Origin of the sequence: Streptomyces shenzhenensis, assembly GCF_003688995.1 — a bacterium.
Lineage (GTDB): Bacteria > Actinomycetota > Actinomycetes > Streptomycetales > Streptomycetaceae > Streptomyces > Streptomyces shenzhenensis_A.
This window is the reverse complement of sequence record NZ_PENI01000017.1, coordinates 49,981-74,373: the sequence shown is the minus strand read 5'-3', so window position 1 is coordinate 74,373 and position 24,393 is coordinate 49,981. Positions and strand designations below refer to the sequence as shown.

At 73.2% G+C, this 24,393-nt stretch carries 20 protein-coding genes; 10 read left to right on the top strand and 10 right to left on the bottom strand.

The window, feature by feature from the left end; genetic code table 11:
* Positions 1–384 precede the first annotated feature (384 nt).
* Entirely contained in the window at positions 385–1,539 is a 1,155-nt protein-coding gene (locus CTZ28_RS24995; RefSeq protein ID WP_121891934.1) for an acyl-CoA dehydrogenase family protein, read from the top strand.
* Complete coding sequence (locus tag CTZ28_RS24990; RefSeq protein ID WP_121891933.1) at positions 1,539–2,588, top strand: Zn-dependent alcohol dehydrogenase; 1,050 nt, start codon at positions 1,539–1,541, stop codon at positions 2,586–2,588. Before CTZ28_RS24995 ends, CTZ28_RS24990 begins: the two co-directional genes overlap by 1 nt.
* On the opposite strand, the gene CTZ28_RS24985 is transcribed toward CTZ28_RS24990, so the two are convergent.
* Complete coding sequence (locus CTZ28_RS24985; protein ID WP_121891932.1) at positions 2,510–3,574, bottom strand: GlxA family transcriptional regulator; 1,065 nt, start codon at positions 3,572–3,574, stop codon at positions 2,510–2,512. The two genes, CTZ28_RS24990 and CTZ28_RS24985, sit on opposite strands and share 79 nt — an antisense overlap.
* Positions 3,575–3,645: 71 nt before the next feature.
* On the opposite strand from CTZ28_RS24985, the gene CTZ28_RS24980 reads away from it, so the two are divergent.
* Positions 3,646–4,989 carry an MFS transporter gene (locus CTZ28_RS24980; protein ID WP_121892041.1) on the top strand — a complete coding sequence of 448 codons (1,344 nt, stop codon included), beginning with the start codon at positions 3,646–3,648 and terminating at the stop codon, positions 4,987–4,989.
* A 262-nt stretch (positions 4,990–5,251) separates the two neighbouring features.
* On the opposite strand, the gene CTZ28_RS24975 is transcribed toward CTZ28_RS24980, so the two are convergent.
* The 6 genes from CTZ28_RS24975 to CTZ28_RS24945 form a co-directional block, all read right to left on the bottom strand.
* Complete coding sequence (locus tag CTZ28_RS24975; protein WP_121891931.1) at positions 5,252–6,703, bottom strand: DMT family transporter; 1,452 nt, start codon at positions 6,701–6,703, stop codon at positions 5,252–5,254.
* Between the two features lie 589 nt (positions 6,704–7,292).
* Entirely contained in the window at positions 7,293–7,883 is a 591-nt protein-coding gene (locus tag CTZ28_RS24970; protein WP_121891930.1) for a flavin reductase family protein, read from the bottom strand.
* Between the two features lie 535 nt (positions 7,884–8,418).
* A complete protein-coding gene (locus tag CTZ28_RS24965) occupies positions 8,419–9,219 on the bottom strand; it encodes an enoyl-CoA hydratase/isomerase family protein (RefSeq protein WP_121891929.1) in 801 nt (266 codons plus the stop codon).
* The gene (locus CTZ28_RS24960; RefSeq protein WP_121891928.1) at positions 9,210–11,438 is read right to left on the bottom strand and encodes an acetate--CoA ligase family protein; all 2,229 of its coding nucleotides are present in this window, start codon (positions 11,436–11,438) and stop codon (positions 9,210–9,212) included. Before CTZ28_RS24960 ends, CTZ28_RS24965 begins: the two co-directional genes overlap by 10 nt.
* Positions 11,439–11,632: 194 nt before the next feature.
* Positions 11,633–12,103, bottom strand: coding sequence for a hypothetical protein (locus CTZ28_RS24955; protein WP_121891927.1), 471 nt, complete (start codon positions 12,101–12,103; stop codon positions 11,633–11,635).
* Between the two features lie 438 nt (positions 12,104–12,541).
* Positions 12,542–13,726 carry a flavin-containing monooxygenase gene (locus CTZ28_RS24945; RefSeq protein WP_121891926.1) on the bottom strand — a complete coding sequence of 395 codons (1,185 nt, stop codon included), beginning with the start codon at positions 13,724–13,726 and terminating at the stop codon, positions 12,542–12,544.
* 240 nt (positions 13,727–13,966) lie between these two features.
* Between CTZ28_RS24945 and CTZ28_RS24940 the strand changes: the two genes are divergently transcribed.
* Genes CTZ28_RS24940 through CTZ28_RS24925 form a run of 4 tightly spaced genes read left to right on the top strand, consistent with a single transcriptional unit; the run spans position 13,967 to position 16,452 of the window.
* Entirely contained in the window at positions 13,967–14,416 is a 450-nt protein-coding gene (locus tag CTZ28_RS24940) for a DoxX family protein (RefSeq protein WP_121891925.1), read from the top strand.
* Positions 14,416–14,814: a Zn-ribbon domain-containing OB-fold protein gene (locus tag CTZ28_RS24935; protein ID WP_121891924.1), complete on the top strand. Its 399-nt coding sequence runs from the start codon at positions 14,416–14,418 to the stop codon at positions 14,812–14,814. Before CTZ28_RS24940 ends, CTZ28_RS24935 begins: the two co-directional genes overlap by 1 nt.
* A 48-nt stretch (positions 14,815–14,862) precedes the next feature.
* A complete protein-coding gene (locus CTZ28_RS24930) occupies positions 14,863–15,573 on the top strand; it encodes a GNAT family N-acetyltransferase (protein ID WP_259471796.1) in 711 nt (236 codons plus the stop codon).
* A 3-nt stretch (positions 15,574–15,576) separates the two neighbouring features.
* Positions 15,577–16,452, top strand: coding sequence for a GNAT family N-acetyltransferase (locus tag CTZ28_RS24925; RefSeq protein WP_121891922.1), 876 nt, complete (start codon positions 15,577–15,579; stop codon positions 16,450–16,452).
* A 24-nt stretch (positions 16,453–16,476) separates the two neighbouring features.
* Here CTZ28_RS24925 and CTZ28_RS24920 read toward each other — a convergent pair whose 3' ends face one another.
* Together CTZ28_RS24920 and CTZ28_RS24915 are read right to left on the bottom strand one after the other, a co-directional pair.
* Entirely contained in the window at positions 16,477–17,142 is a 666-nt protein-coding gene (locus CTZ28_RS24920) for a pyridoxine/pyridoxamine 5'-phosphate oxidase (protein WP_121891921.1), read from the bottom strand.
* A 127-nt stretch (positions 17,143–17,269) separates the two neighbouring features.
* Positions 17,270–18,454, bottom strand: a complete 1,185-nt coding sequence (locus CTZ28_RS24915; RefSeq protein ID WP_121891920.1) for a thiolase C-terminal domain-containing protein — start codon at positions 18,452–18,454, stop codon at positions 17,270–17,272.
* A 109-nt stretch (positions 18,455–18,563) separates the two neighbouring features.
* Between CTZ28_RS24915 and CTZ28_RS24910 the strand changes: the two genes are divergently transcribed.
* Positions 18,564–19,793 carry an acyl-CoA dehydrogenase family protein gene (locus CTZ28_RS24910; protein ID WP_121891919.1) on the top strand — a complete coding sequence of 410 codons (1,230 nt, stop codon included), beginning with the start codon at positions 18,564–18,566 and terminating at the stop codon, positions 19,791–19,793.
* A gap of 355 nt (positions 19,794–20,148) precedes the next feature.
* Here the strand turns inward: CTZ28_RS24910 and CTZ28_RS24905 are convergent, their stop codons facing one another.
* Positions 20,149–20,796 carry a TetR/AcrR family transcriptional regulator gene (locus tag CTZ28_RS24905; RefSeq protein WP_259471795.1) on the bottom strand — a complete coding sequence of 216 codons (648 nt, stop codon included), beginning with the start codon at positions 20,794–20,796 and terminating at the stop codon, positions 20,149–20,151.
* Positions 20,797–20,918: 122 nt separating this feature from the next.
* Between CTZ28_RS24905 and kbpA the strand changes: the two genes are divergently transcribed.
* Positions 20,919–21,650 carry an AfsK-binding protein KbpA gene (kbpA, locus tag CTZ28_RS24900; protein WP_121891917.1) on the top strand — a complete coding sequence of 244 codons (732 nt, stop codon included), beginning with the start codon at positions 20,919–20,921 and terminating at the stop codon, positions 21,648–21,650.
* A gap of 203 nt (positions 21,651–21,853) precedes the next feature.
* A complete protein-coding gene (afsK, locus tag CTZ28_RS24895; RefSeq protein ID WP_121891916.1) occupies positions 21,854–24,196 on the top strand; it encodes a protein serine/threonine kinase AfsK in 2,343 nt (780 codons plus the stop codon).
* Positions 24,197–24,393: the final 197 nt, after the last annotated feature.

The following is a 24,393-nucleotide window of genomic DNA, read 5'->3' as shown; positions in this document are numbered from 1 at the left end:
CGCACCAGGCCTGCTGAACCGCCCGAGCGCATGGGTTCGCGTCCGGGCAACGCCCTGAAGGGGCGCGGGGAACGGCGCGCCCAGCCACGAAGCACCGTCAGTCAACAACGCACCACGTCCACTGAACCGCCCGAGCGCATGGGCCCGCGCCCGGACAACGCCCTGAAGGGGCGCGGGGAACGGCGCGCCCAGCCACGAAGCACCGCCAGTCAACAACGCACCAGTCCTGCTGATCAGCCACGAAGCACCCGCAGCCAACAACGCACCGCTCCTGCTGATCAGCCCCACCGCACCCGCAGCCAACAACGCCCCCCGCCAAACCACCCGAACGCATAGGCCCACGGTTCAACAACACCCCAAAGCGGCCAAAAAACCGGAGACACCATGGAGTTCGGCTTCACCCCAGAGGACACCGCATTCCGCACCGAGGCCCGCAACTGGCTCACGGCGCACGGCGGAGCCGCCCAGGACCGCCGCTCCTGGGAACGCACACTCGGCAAGGCCGGATGGATAGGCCTCGGCTGGCCGGAGCCGGGCTACGGCAACCGCACCGCCGGCCTCACCCAACAGGTCGCCTGGGCCGAGGAATACGCACGCTCGGGCGCGCCCCCGCGCTCCGGGCACATCGGCGAGAACCTGCTCGCCCCCACCCTCATCGCGCACGGCACCGAAGAGCAGAAGGCCCGCTTCCTGCCACCCGTAGCGGCCGGCGAGGAGCTGTGGTGCCAGGGCTACAGCGAACCCGGCGCGGGCTCCGACCTGGCCGGCGTGCGCACCACCGCCGTACGCGAGCCGCACGGCTACCGCATCACCGGCCAGAAGATCTGGACCTCCCTCGCCCACGAGGCCGACTGGTGCTTCGTGCTGGCCCGCACCGACCCGGACTCCCGCCGGCACCACGGTCTCAGCTTCCTGCTCGTGCCCATGGACCAGCCGGGCCGGATCGAGGTCCGCCCGATCCGTCAGCTGACCGGCACGAGCGACTTCAACGAGGTCTTCTTCGACGGGGCGCACGCGCGCGTGGAGCACGTCGTCGGCGGCGAGGGTGCGGGCTGGCGGGTCGCGATGAGCCTGCTCGGCTTCGAACGCGGGGTGTCCACGCTCGCCCAGCAGATCGGCTTCGCGCAGGAACTGGAGCAGGTCGTGCGGACGGCCGTGCGGACCGGCGCGGCAGCGGACCCGGTCCTGCGCGCCGCACTCGTCCGGCAGTGGGCCGAACTGCGCACCATGCGCTGGAACGCCCTGCGCACCCTGGGCGGGGACGACCCGGGCGCCCCGAGCGTGGCCAAGCTGCTGTGGGCGGGCTGGCACCAGCGGCTGGGCGAGCTGGCGGTGCGGGTGCGGGGCGCGGCGGCCACCGCGGGCCCGGCGGACTGGTCCCCGCGGGAGCCGTACGCGCTGGACCCCGCGCAGCACCTGTTCCTGTTCTCCCGGGCCGACACCATCTACGGCGGCTCCGACCAGGTCCAGCGCACCATCATCGCCGAGCGTGTGCTCGGCCTGCCGAGGGAGCCGAAGGGGTCGAGGGGGGTCATGTGATGCGCGGTGTGGTGTTCGACGGCGAGCGGGTGCGGGTCGTCGACGACCTTCAGGTACGGGATCCGGGCCCCGGCGAGGTGCTGGTCGCCATCGCGGCGGCCGGGCTGTGCCACAGCGATCTGTCGGTGGTGGACGGGACCATACCCTTCCCGGTTCCGGTGGTGCTGGGCCATGAGGGCGCCGGCGTGGTGGAGGCGGTCGGCGCCGGGGTGACGCATGTGGCGCCCGGTGACCACGTGGCGCTGTCCACGCTCGCGAACTGCGGTACGTGCGCGGACTGCGACCGCGGCCGGCCGACCATGTGCCGCCGAGCGATCGGGCGCCCCGGGCGGCCGTTCACCCGCGGCGGGGAGCCGCTGTTCCAGTTCGCGTCCAACTCGGCCTTCGCCGAACGCACGGTCGTCAAGGCGGTGCAGGCGGTCCGCATCCCGAAGGACGTCCCGCTGCCGTGCGCCGCGCTGATCGGCTGCGGGGTGCTGACCGGGGTGGGCGCCGTGCTCAACCGGGCCCGGGTGGAGCGCGGGGACAGCGTGCTGGTGATCGGTGCCGGCGGGATCGGCCTGAACGTCATCCAGGGCGCGCGGATCGCGGGCGCGCTGCGGATCGTGGCGGTGGACGCCAATCCGGCGAAGGAGGCGGTGGCCCGGCAGTTCGGCGCGACCGACTTCCTGACCTCCGCCGACGGGGTGCGGGACGTCCTGCCGGCCGGAGCCGACCACGCCTTCGAGTGCGTCGGCCGCACCGAGCTGATCCGCCGGGCGGTCGACCTGCTCGACCGGCACGGGCAGGCGGTCCTGCTCGGCGTGCCGCCGGCCACGGCCGAGGCGTCCTTCCTGGTCTCCGCCATGTACCTCGACAAGTCCATCCTCGGCTGCCGCTACGGCTCCGCCCGCCCCCAGCGCGACATCGCCCTGTACGCCGAGCTGTACCGCCAAGGGCGGCTGCTGCTGGACGAGTTGGTGACCAGGACCTACCCGGTCGAGGACTTCGCCGAGGCACGGGCGGACGCGGCGGCGGGACGGCTGGCCCGGGCGGTGCTGACCTTCTGACCGTCCGCCCGGAAGGTGCGCCGGTACGCGGTGGGCGTGACGCCGAGCGCCGTCTGGAGGTGCTGGCGCATCGACTGGGCCGTGCCGAAGCCCGCGTTCCGGGCGACCTGGTCGACGGAGAGACCGGTGGACTCCAGTAGCTGCCGGGCGCGTTCGACGCGCTGCTGGGTGAGCCACTGGCCGGGGCTGACGCCGACCTCCTCGCGGAAGCGGCGGGTGAAGGTGCGTACCGACATGGCCTCCTGCTCGGCCAGGTCGCGCAGTTGGATCGGCTCGTGGAGGCGGCCCAGCGCCCAGGTGCGGGCGGCGGTGGTGGTGGCCAGCTGCGGGTCCGGCACCGGCCGGTGGATGTACTGCGCCTGGCCGCCGTCGCGGTGTGGCGGTACGACCGTACGGCGGGCCACCTCGTTGGCGACGGCGGTGCCGTGGTCGCGGCGCACCATGTGCAGGCACAGGTCGATCCCGGCGGCGACCCCCGCCGAGGTCAGCACGTCGCCGTCGTCGATGAACAGCACGTCGGCGTCCACCTTGACCTTCGGGAACATCCGCTGGAAGCGCTCCGCGTCGGCCCAGTGCGTGGTCGCCGGGCGGCCGTCGAGGTGTCCGGCGGCGGCGAGCACGTACGCGCCGGTGCAGATGGAGGCGAGCCGGGTCCCGGGGCGGATGCGGGCGAGCGCGGCGGTCAGCTCCTCGGTGAGCACGCCCTGCCCGTAGACGGGGCCCAGCTCGTACGAGGCCGGGACGACGACGGTGTCGGCGGTGGCCAGGGCCTCCGGGCCGTGCGCGACATGGATGGCGAAGTCGGCGTCGGTCTCCACCGGGCCCGGCGGCCGGATCGAGCAGGTGACGACCTCGTACAGGTGCCGCCTCCGGGCGTCCCTGGGGCGGCCGAAGATCCGGTGCGGGATGCCCAGCTCGAAGGGGAGCAGGCCGTCCAGGGCGAGGACGACGACGCGATGCGGGCGGAAGTCCGGGTCGGCGGTCATGGCCCGATCGTAACGAATGCTGTCCTTCGGGCCACTCGTCGGCGGTGTCCCGGCATCGGAAGCTCTATGACGTGACTCAGACAAGCGATGCCGCAGCGGGCGTACGGCGGCCGGACGGGCCCGGAGCGAAGCGTCCGTGGCGGGGCCGCCGCATGCGGGTGCACCGCGCGTGGTTCGTCGCCGCCGTCACCTTCGTCACGATCATCGGCGCGGCGGCCTTCCGCTCGCTGCCCGGCCTGCTCATCGACCCGCTGCACGCGGAGTACGGCTGGTCGCGTGGCACGATCGGGGCGGCGGTCTCCGTCAACCTCGCGCTGTACGGGCTCACCGCGCCGTTCGCCGCCGCGCTGATGGACCGCTTCGGCATCCGCAAGGTGGTCGCGGTCGCGCTGACCGTGATCGCGCTGGGCTCGGGCCTGACCGTGTGGATGACGACGGCCTGGCAACTGCTGCTGTGCTGGGGCCTGCTGGTCGGGCTCGGCTCCGGCTCCATGGCCCTCGCCTTCGCCGCGACCGTCACCAACCGCTGGTTCACCGAGCGCCGCGGCCTGGTCACCGGCATCCTCACCGCCGCCTCCGCCTCCGGGCAGCTGATCTTCCTGCCGGTGCTGTCCTGGACGGTCGAGACGTACGACTGGCGCCCGGCCGCCGTCACGGTCGCCCTTGCCGCCCTCGCGGTCGTCCCGTTCGTGTGGCTGCTGCTCCGCGACCATCCGGCCGACGTGGGTCTCAAGCCGTACGGCGCACGGGAGTTCGTGCCCAAGCCGGCCCCGGTCACCGGTGCCGCCCGGCGCGCGCTCACCGTCCTGGCCGCCGCCGCCCGCACCGGGCCCTTCTGGCTGCTCGCCGGCACCTTCGCGATCTGCGGCGCCTCCACCAACGGCCTGATCCAGACCCACTTCGTGCCCGCCGCCCACGACCACGGGATGCCCATCACGGCGGCGGCCTCGCTGCTCGCGGTGATCGGCGTGTTCGACGTGGTCGGTACGATCGCCTCCGGCTGGTTCACCGACCGCTTCGAGTCGCGCCGGCTGCTCGCCGTGTACTACGCCCTGCGCGGGATCTCCCTGCTCTTCCTGCCCATGCTGCTCGGGCCGAGCGTCCATCCGCCGATGATCTTCTTCATCGTCTTCTACGGCCTCGACTGGGTCGCCACCGTCCCGCCCACCCTCGCGCTGTGCCGCGAGCAGTACGGCGCGGACAGCGCGATCGTCTTCGGCTGGGTACTCGCCTCGCACCAGGTCGGCGCGGCCCTCGTCGCCTACGTGGGCGGTGTCTCGCGTGACGTCTTCGGCTCCTACGACATGGTCTGGTACGCCTCCGGCACCCTGTGCGCGGCAGCGGCCCTGATGGCCCTGGTGATCCGCCGCCCGACGCTCCCACCGCCCGCCACCCGATCGCCCCGGACCGCGTAAGCGCTCCGCTGGAACTGCCGCGATGTGCCGTCGGTCGTCTGCGGCACCATCGTGGCTGGTCGCGCAGTTCCCCGCGCCCCTTCGGGGCGCTGCCGAACCGCAGCGGACTTCACCGGACCTGCTTAGATCTACGCACATGGACGCGGCGACGTGCCCACCATCACGGCACTCACGCTACCGACAGCCGGTGACAGCGCCGGGGGTGTTGCGGAACGGCGTTGCGGAACGGTGCGGCGACTCTACCTGTCGGTGCAGCGGTCGGTCAGGGGGGCGGTGTGGTCGGGTCCGAGCCGTGTACGGCCAGTCGCGCGTCGACAGCACGTGCGCTGCCGGACCATCGGCGGTGGTCGCGGGGGTCGTTCGGGTGTCTGGTGTACATCTCTCGCAGGGCGGGGGCCAGTTCGAGTATTGCGGTGTGGTCGGACAGGTGTCGCCATTCGGTGAAGGCGTGTTCCAGGCAGAGCCGGGTCCGGGCGGTGTCGGCCTCGGGCAGGTCGGCGTGGAAGCGGGCTGCGCTCAGCCACAGGTGGACGGCGAGGCGGCCGTCGCCGCTGAGGTGTGCGGCGTGGGCGCGTACCTCGATCCAGTGGGTCGCTTCGGCGGACCTGGCGCCGTGCGACCGGACGGCATGGTTCTCCAGCCGCCGGATGGTGTTCTCCGCCTCGTTCAGTCTGCCCAGCCGGGCGTCGCACCAGATCCGGTCGTAGACGTCCTCACCCGGGGGCGGTGCCGTCGCGAGGATCGGGTGTTGGAGCAGCGTGTGGAGGCCGGTTCTGTCCTGACCGGGCAGGCCCGTCGGAGACGGTGTTCGGCGTACGTCGCCGATCACCACGACGGCCACGCCGAGCATGATCATCACAAGGCCGGGCCATGCGGAGGCCGCCGGGATCTGCCCCAGCCAGAGCCAGGCGACCAGCGCCGCCACCGGCGCCTCCAGCAGCAGAAGCACGCTCACCGCGGTGGCGGGTGCCCGGCCGAGGGCGAAGTTCAGCGAGAAGAGACCGAGAAGCTGTGGCAGCAGGAGCAGGCCCAACAGGGCCAGCCAGGCCTGTGCGCTGAAGGTGACCGGTGGGGTGCCGGTGACCAGGCAGAGCAGCAGCATCTCGACGGTGCACACCGAGAAGCACAGCACCGAGTACATCGATGTGCTGACATCGGGCCGGGCCTCCTCGCTCAGCGCGGTGTACGCGGCCAGCGCGATGGCGCCGACGAGGGCGAGGACGTCTCCGGCCACCGCGTCCGCACCGGTGCCGAGGTCGGCACCGCCGGCGGCCATGGCACCGGCCACCGATATCGCCAAGCCCGTCCACGCCGGCCGGGACAGGCGTCTGCCCTGTGCGGTCGCGATGAGCGCCTGCCACACCGGCTGAGTCGCCACCAGCGCCGTCGCCATCGCCACACCGGTCATCTGCGCGCCGGTCATGAACGTGGCGAAATGCACGGCCAGCGCCGTTCCCGCGGCCAGCCCGAACAAGACCGCCCGGCGCTGTTCCCTGCGGACCAGGCCGCGCTCCCCGCTGAGTACCCGGCGCACTTCACGGCGCCGCGCCAGCAGGAAGGCCGGTCCCAACGTGAACAGGCCCAGAGCGTTACGGCCGAACGCCAGCGCGAATGCGGGAGCCGCGGCATAGGCGGTCAGCGGGGCGGTCGCGGAAAAGGCGAGGACAGTGACCAGGACGGCGCCTGCGGAGACGGCGTCCAGTTTCGTGCGCATGATGGCGGATGGACCTCAGGTGCGGTGACGGGACATGGCGGCCGGGACATGGCGGCAGGGCGCGGCGGCCGCCCCGGCGGAGGGGACACGCGGCAGTGAGCGGCTGGGGTGGTGACCGTGATCGCGGCCCGGCACCCCGGGAAGGGAGGGTTCGGTGGTCACCGGCGGGGCTCCGGCCATTGCACCGTCACGTCCCGGGGCAGGTGTCTCACCCGCGGTGCCGGTGCCGGTGTTCGTCGCCGACCAGGTGATGGGTGTTCACGGGAGTTCCTTCACATGAGCCGGTGTGCGGATCCAGCACACCAGCGCCACGTGCAGGGATCATTGCCGTACGCGCCCCGACCCAGGTGCAGCAGGCTGTACCCCACCTGCTGCGCGCGGGACTTCGGGCCACGGACTGCGGCCGATCCCGGCGAGCCCGAGGCGGCTAGGGTCTTTCGTTTGGATCAGGCCGGATCAGGGAGCGGGGTCTGGTGCCGTGGATCGCAAGGCGGAGGAGGGCGGCAGGGCGGAGCCCTGACAACCGACGACAACGCCGCGAGGCGCGGTGCCAGGGCCCGCGAGCCCGGCATGATCCAAACGAGAGGCCCTAGAGGAACCGTCCCCGGTGGAACAGCAGAGGCGCGGCCTCCTGTGCGGGGGTGCCCAGGGCGGTCACTCGGCCCACCACGATCAGATGGTCGCCGCCCGTGTGCACCGCGTGGATCGTGCAGTCGATCCATGCGGCGGCGCCGGTCAGCCGGGGGGAGCCGGAGACCGGTGCCGCGTCGTGGTGGACGTTCGTGAACTTGTCCGCGCCGCTCACCGCGAAGCCGCGGCACAGCTCGCCCTGGTCCGCGGCGAGGACGTTGACGCAGAAGACGCCCGCTCGGGCGATGCGCGGCCAGGTCGTCGACGTACGGCCCACCATGAAGGCGACCAGCGGGGGATCGAGGGAGAGGGAGGAGAAGGACTGGCAGGCGAAGCCGGCCGGGGAGGTGTCGCCTTCGGCGGCCGGTGCCGTGATCACCGTCACGCCGGTCGCGAAGTGCCCGAGCACCCGGCGGAACTCCGTCCGGTCCACCGGCGCCCGCTCGTCCTTGCGGACGCACCGCAGGTCGGGGCGGGGCAGCGGCTCGACGGAGCGCGGCACGGATCCGAGGTAGCGGACGGCGGCGGCCGCCATCCCAGCGTGTCCCATCACCCCACCATTGAAACTGACGGTCCATCAGATGTGAAGGCCGGCGGCCGGGGAGCTTGGCGGTCCGGGAGCTGGGCGCTCCTGGACATGACGGCGGCGACACCAGGGCGATCACCGCCCTGGCCGGCCGCATCCGGGATCCGATCCGGGGCCTCGGCCTCGCCCCCGACCACTCCGTGCGCACGCTGTCGGAGGCCCGGAAGACGGCGGGGCGACGACCTCAAGGTCCGAGCCGAGCGGTCCCGGGGCTGGGCGGTCCTGGACCCAGACGGCTTCGGAGCCGGGCGGCCGCGGACCTCGGCGGTATCGGGGCTTCGTGGTTCCGGGGCTGGTCGGCCCGGGAGTTGGCGGCGCCGGGTCTCGGCGGCTTCGGCGTTGGTCGGCCTCGGAGCTTGGCGGTTCCAGGGCTGGTCGGTCTTGGATCTCGGCGGTCCCGGAACTCCGCGGCCTCGGAGTCGGTCGGCCCGGGAGATCGGCGGCGCCGGAACTCGGCGGCCTCGGTCCTGGTCGGCCTTGGAGTTGGACGGGGTCGGAGTCAGCGGCCGGTGAACTCGGGTTTGTGGTGGTTGGTGAAGGCTGTCAGGCCCTCCTGGGCGTCCCGTGTTGTCATGTTGATCTCCTGGGCCGTTGCCTCGGCGGCGAACGCCGTGGCCCGGTCTGCGTCGAGCGAGGCGTTGACGAGCTGCTTGGTGAGCGCGAGCGCCCGGGTCGGCCCGGCGGCCAGCCGCGCCGCCCACCGGTCGGCCGTCGCCGCCAACTCCCCATCCGGCACGACCCGGTTGACGAGCCCCAGCCGTGCGGCGTCCGCGGCGCCCAGCGCGTCGCCGAAGAACATCAGCTCCTTGGCGCGCTGCGGGCCGACCAGGCGGGGCAGGAGATAGGCACCGCCGCCGTCCGGTACCAGGCCGCGTCGCACGAACACCTCGATGAAGCGGGCCGATTCGGCGGCCAGGACCAGATCGCAGGCGAGCGCGAGATGCGCGCCGAGCCCGGCCGCCGTGCCGTTCACGGCGGCCAGCACCGGCTTCTCGCAGTCCAGCACGGCCGCGATCAGCCGCTGCGCCCCGAGCCGCAGCAGTCGCGCCACGTCACCGGCGACCCGCTCGCCCCCCGCCGCCCCGCCCCGCAGATCCGCCCCGGCGCAGAAGCCGCGCCCGGTCCCGGTGAGCACCACGGCCCGTACGTCCGGGTCGGCGGACGCCTCCGCCAACAGTGCGACGACACGGTCACGCAGCTCGGGGGTGAGCGCGTTCAGTACCTCGGGCCGGTCGAGCGTGATGCGCGAGACGCCGTCGCGCACCTCGTGCCGTATCCCTTGCACCGCGGTCACCGGCACACCGCCAGCGCGTCCAGTGCCACCGCGCCCTGCCCCTGGGGCAGCACCATCAGCGGGTTGATGTCCAGCTCGGCCAGTTCGCCGCCGAGTTCCAGGGCCATGCGCTGCACCCGCAGGACGACTTCGACGAGCGCGTCGAGATCGGCCGGCGGCCGTCCCCGTACCCCGTCGAGCAGGGCCCGCCCGCGCAGTTCGCCGAGCATGTCCCGGGCCTGCTCCTCGCCGAACGGCGGCACCCGCACGGCCGCGTCCCGCAACACCTCGACCAGCACCCCGCCGAGCCCCACGGTCACGGTCGGCCCGAACAGGTCGTCGTGGGTGACGCCGACGACCATCTCCACGCCCCGCTCGACCATCTGGCACACCAGGACGCCGTCCAGCGAGACCCCCTCGTACCGCGCGGTGTCCGTCAACTCGCGGTAGGCGTCCCGTACCTGGCTCGCCGACGTCAGCCCGATCCGCACCAGGCCCAGCTCGGTCTTGTGGGCGATCCGCGCCCCGGACGCCTTCATCACCACCGGGTAGCCGACCTGCGCTGCCGCGCGTACGGCACCCGCCGCGCTGGTCACCAGCTGTTCGCGCGGCACCCGGATGCCGTACGCGCGCAGCAGCTGCTTCGCCGCGTGCTCGCTCAGCTGCTGTCCTGGCCGCAGCAGCGCCCGCGCCTTGCGGAAGGAGGGCGATGGGGAGCGCGGCGCCTCGTCGAAGGGGGAGCGGTAGGTGTGCACGAAGCGGTGGTGGTCGAGGTAGGCGCGGACCGCGGTGAGGCAGTTGCCGACCGTGCGGAAGGTGGCCACCCGGGAGGAGCCGAGCAGGACCTCGCGGTAGGCCGGCTCGGTGCCGACCGGCGACCCCCACACCACGCACACCAGCTTGTCGGTGGTCTCCGCCGCGGCCACCAGGTCCCGTACCAGCCGGTCGCTCAGCGGTGGGAACGGTCCGGTGATCGGGCAGATCAGCACCCCCACCTCCGGGTCGGCGAGCAGCGCGTCGATGATCTTCCGGCCGCGCTCGTCGCCGACCGGATGGCCGCCGTTGTCGACGGGGTTGGCCACGCTCAGGTACTCCGGTATCCACCGGTGCAGCTCGGCCTGCCGGTCCGCGGACAGTTCCGGCAGGCGCAGTCCCGCCCCGGCCGCGAGGTCGGCGACGTGCGCGCCCGTGCCGCCCGAGATCGAGTAGACGACGACCCCGTCGGCGCGCGGTGCCTGGGCCCGGGCCAGCAGGGCGGCGGTGTCCTGGAGTTCGTCGAGCCCGTCGACCCGGATCACCCCGTACTGCCGCATCGCCGCGTCGATCACGTCGTCCGCGCCGGTCAGCTTGCCGGTGTGGGAGGCGGCGGTGCGGGCGCCCGCCTCCGTGCGGCCCACCTTGACCGCGACCACCGGCACCCGGCGCCGGGCGGCCCGGTCGGCGGCCAGCAGGAAGGAGCGGCCGTCCTTGAGGCCCTCCAGGTAGCAGGCGATGGCGCCGACCTCGGGGCGCTCGGCGAAGTAGGAGATGAAGTCGGCGGTCTCCAGGTCGGCCTCGTTGCCGGTGGGCGCCCAGTGGGAGAGCCGGACGCCCAGTTCCTGGAGGGCGAAGACCGGCCGCCCCTGGTGCCCGGACTGGGTGATGAGGGCGATCGCGGGCCCCTGGAGGTCGTTCCGGAACCGTTCGAAGGCGTTGAGGTTGGTGTTCGGGCCGAGCAGCCGCAGCCCGGATTCCCTTACGGCGGCGGCGAGTTCGGCCTGGGCCGCGGCGCCCGCCGCGCCGGTCTCCGCGAACCCGGAGGCGAAGGCGACCGCGAACCGCACCTTGGCCTCGGCGAGTTCCGCGACCAGCGGCAGCGGGTCGGCGACCAGCAGCACCGCGAGATCGACCGGTTCGGGCAGGTCGGCGACGGAGGCGGCGCAGGGGAGGCCGAAGACGGCCGGCCGGGTCGGGTGCACCGGGTGCACCCGTGCGCCCACCCGCTCGGCCCAGGACAGGAGTTGCCGGGTGATGCCGGTGTTCGGCCGGCCCTCCGTGTCCGAGGCGCCGACCACGGCGACGGACCGGGGCCGGAAGAACCGGTCCAGGTCCGGTACGTCCGTGTACAGCGGCCGGCCGCTGACGTCGAGGTCGTCCGTGTCGGCCGCCCGGCCGTGGACGGCGGCTCCGGGCCGCTGCTCGCCGCAGGCGATGATCCGGGCCCGGCGGGAGTCGGTGGTGAGGGTGCCGTGGGTCGATCCAAGCATCGGTCCGCCCGCTCCTGTGTGACAGCACAATTAACTGACGCCCTGTCAGGTTACTGAACTGACACAGCGTCAGGAACGCCTGTGCAGGCAAAGTCACCAACTGGCATGGCGGGAGTGACTCGGCTCAGTGACGTTCTGCCTCCGTCACCGAGCCGCCTCGCCAAGACTTCACCGGCGGTCCCTGCCGGTGTCGGTCACAGCCCCGGACCGTCGTAATACCCGGGACGGGCCAGGAGGACTGAGCTGAAGTGGTAGCCCTGCTCCTCGTCGGGGTCATCGTCCGCCGCGAAGGGGCGCCAGAAGCTCAGCAGCAGGTCAGGTGCAACGAATGACGCTGGGTCCTCTGCGTCGGCAAGGATTGTCGTCTGCCCGCGCATGCGGCGAACGACCTCACGCGCGGGCAGGCCGAATACGTCGACATCACCGAACCGCACGCTGTCGCTTGCGTTTGATGGGCGTCCCAACTCGACTGCCTCCAAGAGACCGCGAGTGCAGCTGATGCTGATCATCAAGCCGCTCGGGCGAAAGATGTGTTGCCCAGGCCGGTCCGAGTCGGAGAGCACTGACGGATCGCGCAGCGACAGCAGTGCTGCGTCTGCTTCCCGCTGCGGCATGCCGATCACCAGAGGACCGACATCGTTGGGCGGGACGAGTTCGAAGTCCATGGGGGCATGATCGCAAAGGCTCCTTCGGCACTCGGCCGAGGGCGAGCCAGCGAGCCGGCGTGGTCAAACTTCGATGAGACGAACTGGCCGGTCGTCAATCTCCGGTGAGACCAGTGCATCTTCGCTGAGGCAGGACAGCGTTATGCGCGCTGTGCCGCCCGCCTCACGTTCCCCGTGCCGCCTGCGGCATGCTCGCCATGCCGCCCGTTGTCGCGCTTGCCGCGCGGCCCGTGTCACGCGCGCCGTGTCGCCCGCGTCACGCGCGCTGCGCGGCCCCCCACGTCCCCCGTGCCGCCTGTCTTACGCGCGCCGTGCAGCCCGCCTTGCGTTCCCCATGCCGTCCGCGTCACGTTCCCCGCGTCGCCCGCGTCACGCGCGCCGTGCCGCCCGCCTCACGTTCCCCGTGCCGCCTGCGGCATGCTCCCCGTGTTGGTCGCCTCACGTGTGGCGTGCTGCCCTTTTCGCCACCGTCTTCGCTATTTTCTCCGCGTCGATTGCCAGTTCGCGGAGCATGCCGCTGATGGGGTTGGTGAATCCGGTGAAGTACAGGCCGGGGGCGTTGCGTGGGCTGCGTCCGCCGCGTACGACCGGCCTGCCGTGTCCGTCGAGCACGTCGAGATGGCCGACCAGCCCCTCCAGGGCACGTGTGTACCCGGTGGCGGCGATCATCACGTCCGGCGACAGCCGGCCGCCGTCGGCGAGGGCCACCTTCCCGTCCTCGAAGCCCTCGACGGCGGCCACGACCTCGATCCGGCCCGCCCGTACGGCGGCTATCAGGCCCACGTCCTGCACCGGGATCGCCCCCGCGGTGACCCGGCTGTACAGCCCGGTCTCCGGCCGCGGCAGCCCGTACGCGGACAGGTCGGGCACGCTCATCCGCACCATCGCCCTGGCGAGCCGGTCGACGAGCGTGACGGGCAGGCGCCGTACCAGCACGGCCGAGTACTGGGCGGCCCAGCCCGCCGTGGACCGCCGCATGACGTGCGGGACGGTGCGCACGGACAGCCGCACCCGCGAGGCGCCCCCCTCCACCAGGTCCACGGCTATCTCCGCGCCGGTGTTGCCCACCCCGACGACGAGCACGTCACGCCCGGCGTACGGCTGGGCGTTGCGGTACTCGCCGGCGTGCAGGAACTCGCCGGTGTACGCGTCGCGCCCCGGCCAGCCGGGCACGTGCGGGGTGTGGTTGTAGCCGGTGGCGACGACCACCGCGCTGCCGGTCAGCTCCCGGCCGCCGGAGGCGCGCAGCAGCCAGCCCGTGCCGTCGGCCGACCGCTCGATGCGGGACACCTCGACCCCGGTGACGATCTCCAGTTCGTGGAACTCGGCGTACTTCTCCAGGTACCGCACCATGTTGTCGCGTGTCACCCAGCGCCCGAACCGGCGCGGGATCGGCAGTCCGGGCAGCGCCGACAGACCGCGGGTGGTGTGCAGACGGAGCCGGTCGTAGTGGCGCCGCCAGGACGACCCGACCCGGTCGGCCCGCTCCAGGACGACGGCCCGTACGCCCCGGGCCCGCAGCGCATGGGCGGCGGCCAGGCCGCCGGGTCCGGCGCCGATCACATAGACGGGGCGGTCGGTGGGTGTCGTGAGGGGCTGCGCAAGGGCGCGGGAGACGGCCATGAGCGGGAGCGTAATCACGCTCCTCGTTGATGGGTCTCGGTCAAGACCGGAATTGGTTGCGGATTGATCACAGGTGTAGGAGGTGTGGGTGGGCTCTGTGACGTAGCCCACTCGGATGTGGATGAATCCGGGCGGCCACCCCGCCCGGTTCCGCCCGGTTGCGCTGCCGGTCTTGCGCGAGCGCCGGACGTCCGCTGAACTGACGTACCGTCAGATTCGAGCGGCGGGCGGGGAGGGTCCATGGACACGATCTGGCTCAGCGGCGCCGAATGGCTGGCGGTGCTGCGCGTCGGGCTCGGGCTGTGGTGGCTGGAGAGCTGGCGGCACAAGGACCGCAAGGCCTGGCTCCGGCGCGGCACCGGCATCGCGTGGGCGGCGGACATCGCGGCGAAACACCGCTGGACCCTGGTCCGCTCCGGCTTCGCGACCGTGGTGGAACCCCGGCCGAGGACGATGGCGTACGTCGTCCTGTACGCCGAACTGGCCCTGGGCGTCGGCCTGGTGCTGGGCTTTCTGACCCCCGTCGCGCTGGTCGGCGGAGCGCTGCTGAACCTCGTCTACTTCGTCCTCATGATCCACGACTGGGCCGAGCAGGGGCAGAACTCGATGATGGCCCTCATCTCGCTGGTCGGGCTGTTCGGCATGGCGGGCCAGACATGGTCCCTCGACGCCGCGCTGGGGTGGTTCTGATGCCCACGGAGGGCTTCGACCGGCCGCAGGCCGACGCCTTCACCAGGCCCTACTGGGACGCGGCGGCCGACGGCCTGCTCCTGCTGCGCCGCTGCGCGGCCTGCGGCCGGGCCCATCACTACCCCCGGGAGTTCTGCCCGCACTGCTGGAGCGAGGACGTCGGCTGGGAGCGGGCGAGCGGCCGGGCGACGCTGTACACCTGGTCCGTCGTCCACCGCAACGACCTGCCGCCCTTCGGCGCGCGCACGCCGTACGTCGCCGCCGTCGTGGATCTCGCGGAGGGGCCGCGGATGATGACGGAGGTGGTGGACTGCGCCGCCGGGACGCTGCGGGCCGGCGCGGAGCTGGCGGTGGCGTTCCGGGACGGGGTGCCGGTGTTCCGGCCCGTGCGCGGGTGACCGGACCCCGGGGCCGCGGGCGGCGGCCGACGGGCTTCAATGAATCCCATGGCCCCGACGCACGAGCACCACTCGGTCTCCGTCCGCACCCCCGCCCCGCTCGCCGCCCCGCGGAACCCGGAGCCGCACGGCCACGGCCTGCGGCTGCGCCTGTGGGACGCGGGGTCGGACGCCGACGTGGCGGCCTGGTTCCGGGGCCGGGCCGATCCCGACTTCCGGCGCTGGAACACCCCTCTGCGCATCGCCGCCGACCTCGACGGCGCACGCGCGTCACTGCGCGCGCAGCTGCAGAGCGCCGCCGACGTGTCCTGTGTGCCCTTCTGCGTCATGGACGCGGCCACGGGCGCGACGCTCGGCCACGTCGGCGTCAACGCGATCGACCACGCGCTGCGCCTGGCCCGCGTCGGCTACTGGGTGCTGCCCGAGGCGCGCGGACAGCGGGTCGCCACCCGGGCGCTCGCCGTCGCCGCCCGCTGGGCGTTCACGGACCTGGGGTTGCACCGCCTGGAACTCGGCCATGCGCTCGGCCACGACGCCTCGTGCCGGATCGCGCAGACGTGCGGGTTCCCGTACGAGGGGACGCTGCGGGACGCGATGTTCGCCGCGGGAGAGCACGACGCGTTCCGGGACGTGCACCTGCACGCCCGGCTCGCCACGGACGCGGAGCCGGACCTCGACCCGGCCGGGCCGGACCGAGGCCCGGCCGGGACCGGGAAGGGGGCCGGCGTGCCGCGGACACCGGGCGCGTCGGCATCATGAGGCATGCCCTCCGAGCACACCTGGTACCTGACCGAAGACCTTGACGACTTCCTCGCCCGGGCCGGGGACTTCCCGCGTTCCCGCCCGACCCTGCACACGGTGCTCCTGACGGTGACCGACACCCTGCGCAGCCGCGGACCGCACGCCTACGGCCCGCGGAACCCGCTGTACGGCGTGCTCGGCGCGCAGTCCGGCGGGGTCCGGGCGGCCCTGCTCCACACGCCTCCGCACCCGCTGAACCTGACGCCGCTCGCGCCCGGGGCGGCAGCGGAGCTCGCGGCCTGTCTGCTCGCGCGCGGCCACTCCGTACCGGGGGTGTCGGCCGAGCAGGAGACGGCCGCGGCGTTCACGGCGGCCTGGGAACGGGCTACCGGCGTCTCCGGCAGCCTCCGCCAGCGGCAACGGCTGTACCGGCTGGGTGAGTTGACGGTGCCGGAGCCGGTGCCGCAGGGCCGGGCGAGGGCGGCAGGAGCGCCGGACCGGGAACTGGTGCGGCGCTGGTACGAGGAGTTCGCCGCGGCGGTCGGCCAGCGCGCCTCCGCCGCCTTCGCCGCCGAGTGGGCCGACAGCCGCGTCGCCGACGGCGGCGTCACCCTCTGGGAGACCCCCGACGGCACCCCCGTCGCCATGGCCGGCGTCACCCCGAAGAGCGCGGGCCAGATCCGGGTGACCACCGTCTACACCCCGGCCCGGCTGCGCGGACGCGGCTACGCGGGGGCGGTCACCGCGACGGTGAGCCGAGCCGCACAGCAGGCCGGCGCCCAGGAGGTCCTGCTGTTCACGGACCTCGCCAACCCGACGAGCAACGGCCTGTACCAGAGGATCGGATACCGGCCCGTCGCCGACTTCGCGGTGTACGGATTCGCCGCGGGGGAGTAGGCAAGGCCGGGTGCCGGGCGGGGGCTACGGCCACAGCAGGTCCCGTACCCAACGCCCTTCCCTGTACGTGTAGTCGAGGCGCACATGGCGGCGGTCGGCATCCCCCTGGAAGAACTCGACCTCCTGCGGGCGGAGCCGGTACAGCGTCCAGGTCGGCGCCGGGGCCGTCGGGTCCTCCCGTGCCCGCTGCCAGGCGGCCTCCGACGCGTGCCGCAGCTCCTCGGGCGACGGCAGTACGTCGCTCTGGCGGCCGGTGAGCGCCGCGGCCAGCGCCCCCGTCGAACGCGCGTGCAGATCCGCCTGGCCCTGTTCCGGCGGGGCCGCGGTGACCGGCCCCCGCACCCGGACCTGACGGCCCAGCACCGGCCAGTAGAAGGCGAGGGCCGCATACGGCCGTTCGGCCAGCTGGCGGCCCTTGCGGCTGGTGGCGTGCGTGGCGAACGACCAGCCCGCCGCGTCCGCGCCGTGCAGCATCACGATCCGCACGTCCGGCCTGCCGTCCTCGCCCGCCGTCGCCAGCGACATCGTGTGCGGCTCGGGCTGACCGGCCGCGACCGCCTCCGCGAACCACGCGGTGAACAGGGGCAGCGGGGTGTCGGGGGCGGCGGCCGGGTCGAAGGGCGGCAGTTCCGTGACCGCCGGGTCCCAGACCCGCAGCGACCGCAACAGCTCATGAAGATCCGTTCCCATGGGCCCGAGTATGGCCCCGCCGCCGGGACCGCCACCGTCTCGCCGGGCACGATCCGCCCCACGAGGTCGCCCCGGGGGCCACGTGCGGCTTCGGCTTCGTCCTGCCGTGACCGCCGCGGTGCGGGGCTCACCGGCCCAGTACCACCGTCCCCGACGAGCAGAACCAGCCGCCCGTCCCGGACGCCACCCCGAGCCGGGGCAACCGCCCGGCCGGGGAGCGTACCTGCCGTTCCCCGGCCTCGCCGCGCAGCTGCCGTACCGCCTCCACCAGCAGGAACAGCCCGCGCATCCCGGGGTGTTGGGCGGAAAGACCGCCGCCGTCCGTGTTCACCGGCAGCTGCCCGCCCCGCACCAGCAGCCGCCCCCGCTCCACGAACGCCCCGCCCTCCCCCTTCCCGCAGAACCCCAGGTCCTCCAGCGTCACCAGCGTCATATAGGTGAACGCGTCGTAGATCTCGGCGAAGTCGACCTCCTCGGGACGCACCCCCGCCCGCTCGAAGGCGAGCCGTCCGCTCACCGCCGCCGGGGACACCGTGAAGTCCGGCCACTCGGACATGGCGGCGTGCGAGACGTGCTCCCCGGTGCCGAGCACCCAGACGGGGGCGGTACGGCAGTCCCGTGCCAGCTCCTCGGCCACCAGCAGCACCGCCGCGCCCCCGTCGGAGCGGATGCAGCAGTGCAGCCGGGTGAACGGGTCGGCGATCATCGGGCCTGAGAGGACGTCGTCGACCGTGATCGGGTCGCGGAACATCGCCTGCGGGTTCAGGGCCGCGTTCGCCCGTGCCTGCACCGCGACCTGGGCCAACTGCTCGATGGTCGTGCCGTGTTCGATCATGTGGCGGCGGGCGGCCATCGCGTACTTGGCGATCAGGGTGTGGCCGTAGGGCGCCTCGAACTGGAGCGGGCCGCCGGTGCCGAAGGACAGATCGCCCGTGCGCCGCCCCGCCCTGACGTCCGCGCGGGCCGTCGAGCCGTAGACCAGCAGCACGGCCCGCGCGTGGCCCGCCGCTATCGCGTCCGCCGCGTGCGCGGCCATGACCTCCCAGGTCGAGCCGCCGACCGAGGTGGAGTCGACCCAGGTGGGGCGCAGGCCCAGATACTCCGCGACCTCCACCGGCGCCAGTGTGCCCAGTCCCGCCGAGGCGAAGCCGTCGACGACACGGCGGTCGAGACCGGCGTCCGCCAGGGCGCGCCGGGCGGCCTGCGCGTGCAGGGCGTAGGGGGTCGCGTCGTCCACCCGGCCGCAGTCCGAGAGCGCCACCCCGGCCACCGCCACCCGGGTCCTGCCGCGAGCCCCGCCGTCCGATGCCATGAATCTGACGGTACATCAGATATGGCGGGGCGCGGCAGGTGTCGTGGCCCTGGGCATCCCGTCCCGCGCCGCCTAATATGACGGGCCGTCAGATCGGGAGGGAAGAGCCATGGACGCACGCCTCACCGCCGAACAGGACGAGATGCGGCGCACCCTGCGCGCCCTGCTCCGGGACCGCTGCGGCCCCCGCGAGCTGCGCGCCGCCCTCGACACCCCCGCGGGACACGACCCCGCCCTGTGGCGCGCCCTCGCCGACCGGCTCGGCCTGCCCGGACTCGCCGTCCCGGAGGCGTACGGCGGGGTCGGCTGCACGGCCACCGAGCTCGCCCTCGCCTGCGAGGAGACGGGTCGCGCCCTCGCCCCCTCGCCGCTGCTCGCCACCTCCGTACTGGTCACGCCGCTCGTCCTCGCCCTCGGCACCGACGCCCAGCGTGCCGGCCTGCTGCCCCGCCTCGCCTCGGGCGCGCTGACCGCGGCGCTCGCCGTACCCGGCACCGCGCTCGCCACCGCGCTCGCCCTGACCGGCGACAACGGCGGCGACTGGGCGGGCGGGGGCCGCGCGGGCGGGGTGCAGGCCCGGCGGGCTGACGGCGGCTGGCGGCTGTACGGGGAGGTCCGGCAGGTGCTGGACGGGCACAGCGCCGGGCTGCTGCTGGTCGCCGCCCACACCGGGGGGTTCGCCCGCTCGCGGACCCGGCTCTTCCTGGTGGCGGGGGACGCGGCCGGGGTGACCCGCGGACGGCAGACCGCGCTCGACGCCACCCGGCCGCAGGGGTGGCTGCAACTGCGGGACGTACCGGCCGAGTTGCTCGGCGAGGCCGACGGGGGCGAGGACGCGGGGGAGGTGCTCGGCGCGCTCGGGTCTGCCGGGGACGCGGCCGCCGCCGTGCTGGCCGCCGAGGCCGTCGGGGCCGCCGACCGGGCCCTGGAGCGGACGGTCGAGCATGTCGGGCAGCGCGAGCAGTTCGGGCGGCCGATCGGCTCCTTCCAGGCCGTGAAGCACCGGCTGGCCGATGTGTACGTACAGGTCCAGGCGGCCCGCTCGGCGGCCTACTACGCGGCCTGGGCGACCGTCCACGGGGAGCGGGCGGGCGGCCTCGCGCTCGCGCAGGCGCTGGAGGCGCTGCGGACGGCCGCGGGTGAGGCGATCCAGTTGCACGGCGGGATCGGGTTCACCTGGGAACACGAGGCTCATCTGTACTTCAAGCGGGCGGCGGGCGACGAGCTGCTTCTCGGTCCGGTGCATCGGCTGCGTGCGTGGGTGGCCGACGGTACGGGGCTCTTTTCGCGGGGGGCTCCGCCTGCGGCGTCGCTGGGCGCTCTGCCTGGTGGGGCGTGACTTGGCGGCGTGCGTCTGCGGCTGCGTTGTGGCTGGGCGCGCAGTTCCCCGCGCCCCTTCGGGGCGCTTCTGCTGCGGTGTCGCTGAGTGCTCTGCGTGGCTGGTCGCGCAGTTCCCCGCGTCCCTTCGGGGGCGCTTCTGCTGGGCGCGCCTGTGCGGCGGAGCCGCATGTCGGTTTGTGGTTCGGGGCTGGCTGTGGGGGGTGGGGCGGTTGACGTCCGCTCTGGTTGGTGGACATGTGGTGAGGGACCGCCCGCTGCCCGTGTAAGGGGTAGCCAGCCAGCACGGCAGGTGGCGTTCGCCCATGTGAACCGCCGCCCGCAAGACAGGACTTGGAGTGCCCGGAAGTGTCCGGCTACTTCGTCGGCTTCCTGCCTGTCACGCCGAGATGGATCAACAGCGCCAGATTCGGCTTGAGTTCGGCCTGTTTGACGCCCCAGGACTGGAAACCCTTCTGGTGCGAGGCCACCGCGGCGAGCATCGCGACCAGTGAACCCGCGATGGCCGCCGGATTGATGTCCTTGTCGATCCGGCCCTTCGCCTGGAGTTCGGCGATGGACTCGGAGAGTGAGTTGTTCACCGAGTTCAGGATCTTCATCCGAATCTTGTAGAACCGTTTGTCTCCCTCGGCGGCACCGAGGTCGACGACCCGCAGGATCGCGTCGTTCCGGCGCCAGAACTCCAGGAACCCGTCCACGAGTTCCTGCGCGGTCTGCCAGCCGGCCTTGCCGGTCCAGGTCCGTCCGGCCAAGAGCTCGGTCAATCCGGCGCCCTCGGCCGCCATTTGCTCGGCGATCTCCAGGACGGCACCTTCGACGTCCGGGAAGTACTGGTAGAAGGTCGCGGGCGAAGTGCCCGCCTTCCGGGCGACATCGATGACCTTGACGTCCCGGTAGGGGGAGGAGCTGAGCATCTCGCTGAGGCAGTCGAGCAGCTTCTGCCGGGTCGCCTGCCCACGCCGACCGGCCACGCGGCCGTCGACGGTACGCACTTGTCCTGTCATGCCGTCAGCTTACCGAGGGGGGATGGGAGCGCGATTCGGCCGACTGCAAATGGGGTGCATTGCGGTATGGAGGGTGGTGTCCCTGGTCTGCGAGGTGCGCGCGACCCGGTTACTTTGGCGGCATGGCCGAAAACAGGGCATCGGTGTACGGAGAGGGCGTCCCGTGCTGGGTGGACGCGCAGCTTCCCGACGTGGCGGCGGGCCGGCGGTTCTACGGTGAGCTGTTCGGATGGACCTTCGACGAGGAGGTGCCGGATTCCGCAGCCGCCGTATGGGCACGCAAGGACGGCTCGCCGGTGGCCGCGCTCACGCACAAGACGGACGGGCGGATGCCCACGGTCTGGACGGTGTACTTCGCGACCCCCGACGCCCGGGCGCTGTGCGGGCGCATCCGCGCGGCCGGCGGGCAGATCGTCACGGCCCCGGTGCCCGTCGACGGCCTGGGCGCGGCCGCCCTCGCCACCGACCCCGAGGGCGCCGTCTTCGGCCTGTGGCAGGCCGGGGACCACCCCGGATTCGGGCGCCGGCACGAGGCCGGCACCTTCGGCTGGGTCGAGCTGTACGCCCGGGACACCCAGGCCGCCAACGCCTTCTACGGGAGCCTCTTCCATGACGCCCTGTTCGGCGCCGACGCCGAGCCGGACTTCGGCCGTGCCCCCGTCTCCGACGTCTTCCCGGCCGAGATGCCGCCCCACTTCCTCGTCCATTTCCTGGTCGCCGACTGCGAGCAGGCCGTGGGCGCGGTACAACGGCTGGGCGGGCGGGTGCAGGCGCCCGCCTTCGACGCGTCGTACGGACGTGTGGCGGTCGTCACGGACAATCAGGGGGCGTCCTTCGCGCTGCTGCAGCGCTGAAGTGTCAGCGCCGCTGTGACGCCGACATATCGATGGAATGTCTTACTTGTCGTGAGACACCCCGAATGTCGTCGGGTTCGCAACCTGTGCCCGGGACAGGAACAATCAGGGTGCGTGCCGCCACGGCGGTGCGGTGGTGAGACGCTGCGCTGGGTCGCGTACATATGGAGGTGGCGCGGCTCGTACGGGGAGGTGGCAGGCAAGTGGTGGATCAGCTGACGCAGCACGACCCACGGCGGATCGGGCCGTTCGAGGTGCTGGGGCGGCTGGGTGCCGGCGGCATGGGGCTGGTCTATCTCGCGCGCTCGGCGTCCGGGCGCCGCGTGGCGATCAAGACGGTCCGCACGGAGCTCGCCGAGGACCAGCTCTTCCGGGTCCGTTTCACCCGTGAGGTGGAGGCGGCGCGCGCGGTCTCCGGCTTCTACACCGCCGCGGTCGTCGACGCCGACCCACGGGCCGCGGTGCCGTGGCTGGCCACGGCGTACGTCCCCGCGCCGTCCCTGGAAGAAATAGTGAACGAGTGCGGGCCGCTGCCGGCCCAGGCGGTGCGCTGGCTCGCCGCGGGCGTCGCCGAGGCGCTGCAGTCCATCCACGGCGCCGGGCTGGTCCACCGCGACCTCAAGCCGTCCAATGTGCTCGTCGTCGAGGACGGCCCCCGCGTCATCGACTTCGGTATCGCATCCGGCGTCTCGAACACCCGTCTGACCATGACGAACGTCGCCGTCGGCACGCCCGCCTACATGTCCCCCGAACAGGCCAAGGACTCCCGCAGCGTCACCGGCGCCAGCGATGTCTTCTCGCTCGGGTCGATGCTCGTCTTCGCCGCCACCGGACACCCGCCCTTCCACGGCGCCAACCCCGTCGAGACCGTCTTCATGCTGCTGCGCGAGGGCCCCGACCTGGAGGGGTTGCCGCACGAGCTGCGCCCGCTGATCGAGTCCTGCATGCAGATGGAGGCCACCGGCCGCCCCAACCCGGCCGACCTCCAGGCCCAGCTCGCCCCGCATCTGTTCGGCTCGGGCTCCGACGACAGCGGCACCGCCTCCGCCTGGCTGCCCGAGAAGGCCGTCGCGCTGATCGAGTCCCGCCGCGGCGGGCGCCCCGCGGTCAAGCCCCCGCCCGTCGGCCCGCGCAGCGGCGGCCGGTCCACCGGACCCGTGCTGCCGCCCCCGCCCGCGCACGACCCGGTGATCCCCGCGCCCCCGGTCCCGGTCGGTGCCCCCGACGCCGGACCGGTCCGGCTGGCCGGCGCCCAGGTGCCCATCGGGCCAGGCCCGCGGGTCGCCGACGCCCGCGCCGCCGCGGTCAAGGCGCCCCCGCCCGAGGCCGGCCTGGTCGCGAACTGGTCCCGCTCCCGCCCCGGGGTCAACGGCGCCGACCCCGCCGTACCGGTGGCACCGCCCGCGCCCCCGGAGACGGCGGCGGGCTGGCGTCCCTGGCGTTTCCGCATGTCCAACGACGTCTGGGGCACCCCGGCCGTCGCCGACGACCTCGTCTACGTCACCTCCTTCGAGGTGCATGTCCTCGACGTGGCCACCGGCCGGCGCCGCTTCAAGACCCGGGACGTGGCGTGGTCGATGGCGGTCGCGGACGGCCGTATCCACGCCTCCGACGGGCCCACCCTGTACGCCCTGGACGCCCGCGAGGGCAGCGACCTGTGGCGGCTGTCCACGGACGCCTGGGTGTACTCCCTGAAGGCCGACCGGGGCACGGTCGTCACCGGCACCCGCGGCGGCGGCGCCCAGGCCTGGGAGGCGGCCGGCGGCCAGAAGCTGTGGGAGATCTCCGGCTGCCAGACCGACTTCGAGGCCCCCGAGGCCGGGCCCGCCGTCCACGACGGCACGGTGTTCGTCTGGCAGGACGCCCGGCTGCGCGCCCTGGAGGCTCGCACCGGCGAGGAGCGCTGGGCGTACCCGATCGGCGACGCCGCCTCCTGCGGCATGGTGCCGGTGCGGCTCACCCATGCCCCCGACGGCTCCGTGTACATCTCCGCGGGCTCCCGCGTCCTCGCCATCGACGTGGCGAGCGGCCGGGTGCGGTGGCACTTCGAGGCTCCGGCGGTCTTCCTGAGCCCGCCGGCCTTCGTCCCCGGCCCCGCCGTCACCGGCGGCGGCATCTACCTGGCCGACTATCTGGGCACGGTCTACGCCCTCGACGCCGCCGACGGCCGTGACCGCTGGCGCATCGCCACGGAGGCCCGGTCGTCGATCGAGTCGGTGCTGGTGGCCGCGGGTCATGTCCATGTCGGCAGTGGCAGGGGTCTGTACACCCTGGACGCCGTCACCGGTACACCCAAATGGCGGTTCCAGGCGGGCGGCGACATCGTCGGCTCCCCGGCGGTGGCCGAGGGCCGGATCCACTTCGGCTCCACCGACCATCTGCTGTACACGCTCAAGGCCGACGACGGCCGGCTGCGCTGGAAGCTCGCCACCGGCGGGGAGATCACCGGATCTCCGGTGGTCACGGACGGGGTGGTGTACGCGTGCAGCAAGGACCGCTGCGTGTATGCGCTGGACGCGGAGAAGGGGACGGGGACGTCGCGGTGACGGTTCGCTGCGCGGGCTGACCGGTGCGGTGGTCCGTTGGTGTTCGGCGTCGTGTGCGGCTGCGGGTGTGTTGTGGCTGGTCGCGCAGTTCCTCGCGCCCCTTTCGGGGCGGTGGCTTGGCGTTGGAATGCGGGTGCGGGTGCGTTGTGGTTGATCGCGCAGTTCCCCGCGCCCCTTGGGGGCGGTGGTTTGGCGTT

What these genes read in the sequence shown, in the direction of transcription:
- CTZ28_RS24925 (WP_121891922.1), top strand. Translation starts at nt 15,577, where the DNA reads ATGCCCTCCGAGCACACCTGGTACCTGACCGAAGACCTTGACGACTTC.
- CTZ28_RS24955 (WP_121891927.1), bottom strand. Translation starts at nt 12,103, where the DNA reads ATGGACTTCGAACTCGTCCCGCCCAACGATGTCGGTCCTCTGGTGATC.
- CTZ28_RS24910 (WP_121891919.1), top strand. Translation starts at nt 18,564, where the DNA reads ATGGACGCACGCCTCACCGCCGAACAGGACGAGATGCGGCGCACCCTG.
- CTZ28_RS24940 (WP_121891925.1), top strand. Translation starts at nt 13,967, where the DNA reads ATGGACACGATCTGGCTCAGCGGCGCCGAATGGCTGGCGGTGCTGCGC.
- CTZ28_RS24915 (WP_121891920.1), bottom strand. Translation starts at nt 18,454, where the DNA reads ATGGCATCGGACGGCGGGGCTCGCGGCAGGACCCGGGTGGCGGTGGCC.
- CTZ28_RS24985 (WP_121891932.1), bottom strand. Translation starts at nt 3,574, where the DNA reads ATGACCGCCGACCCGGACTTCCGCCCGCATCGCGTCGTCGTCCTCGCC.
- CTZ28_RS24935 (WP_121891924.1), top strand. Translation starts at nt 14,416, where the DNA reads ATGCCCACGGAGGGCTTCGACCGGCCGCAGGCCGACGCCTTCACCAGG.
- CTZ28_RS24905 (WP_259471795.1), bottom strand. Translation starts at nt 20,796, where the DNA reads ATGACAGGACAAGTGCGTACCGTCGACGGCCGCGTGGCCGGTCGGCGT.
- CTZ28_RS24990 (WP_121891933.1), top strand. Translation starts at nt 1,539, where the DNA reads ATGCGCGGTGTGGTGTTCGACGGCGAGCGGGTGCGGGTCGTCGACGAC.
- CTZ28_RS24960 (WP_121891928.1), bottom strand. Translation starts at nt 11,438, where the DNA reads ATGCTTGGATCGACCCACGGCACCCTCACCACCGACTCCCGCCGGGCC.
- CTZ28_RS24970 (WP_121891930.1), bottom strand. Translation starts at nt 7,883, where the DNA reads ATGGGACACGCTGGGATGGCGGCCGCCGCCGTCCGCTACCTCGGATCC.
- CTZ28_RS24920 (WP_121891921.1), bottom strand. Translation starts at nt 17,142, where the DNA reads ATGGGAACGGATCTTCATGAGCTGTTGCGGTCGCTGCGGGTCTGGGAC.
- CTZ28_RS24975 (WP_121891931.1), bottom strand. Translation starts at nt 6,703, where the DNA reads ATGCGCACGAAACTGGACGCCGTCTCCGCAGGCGCCGTCCTGGTCACT.
- CTZ28_RS24995 (WP_121891934.1), top strand. Translation starts at nt 385, where the DNA reads ATGGAGTTCGGCTTCACCCCAGAGGACACCGCATTCCGCACCGAGGCC.
- kbpA (WP_121891917.1), top strand. Translation starts at nt 20,919, where the DNA reads ATGGCCGAAAACAGGGCATCGGTGTACGGAGAGGGCGTCCCGTGCTGG.
- CTZ28_RS24945 (WP_121891926.1), bottom strand. Translation starts at nt 13,726, where the DNA reads ATGGCCGTCTCCCGCGCCCTTGCGCAGCCCCTCACGACACCCACCGAC.
- CTZ28_RS24930 (WP_259471796.1), top strand. Translation starts at nt 14,863, where the DNA reads ATGGCCCCGACGCACGAGCACCACTCGGTCTCCGTCCGCACCCCCGCC.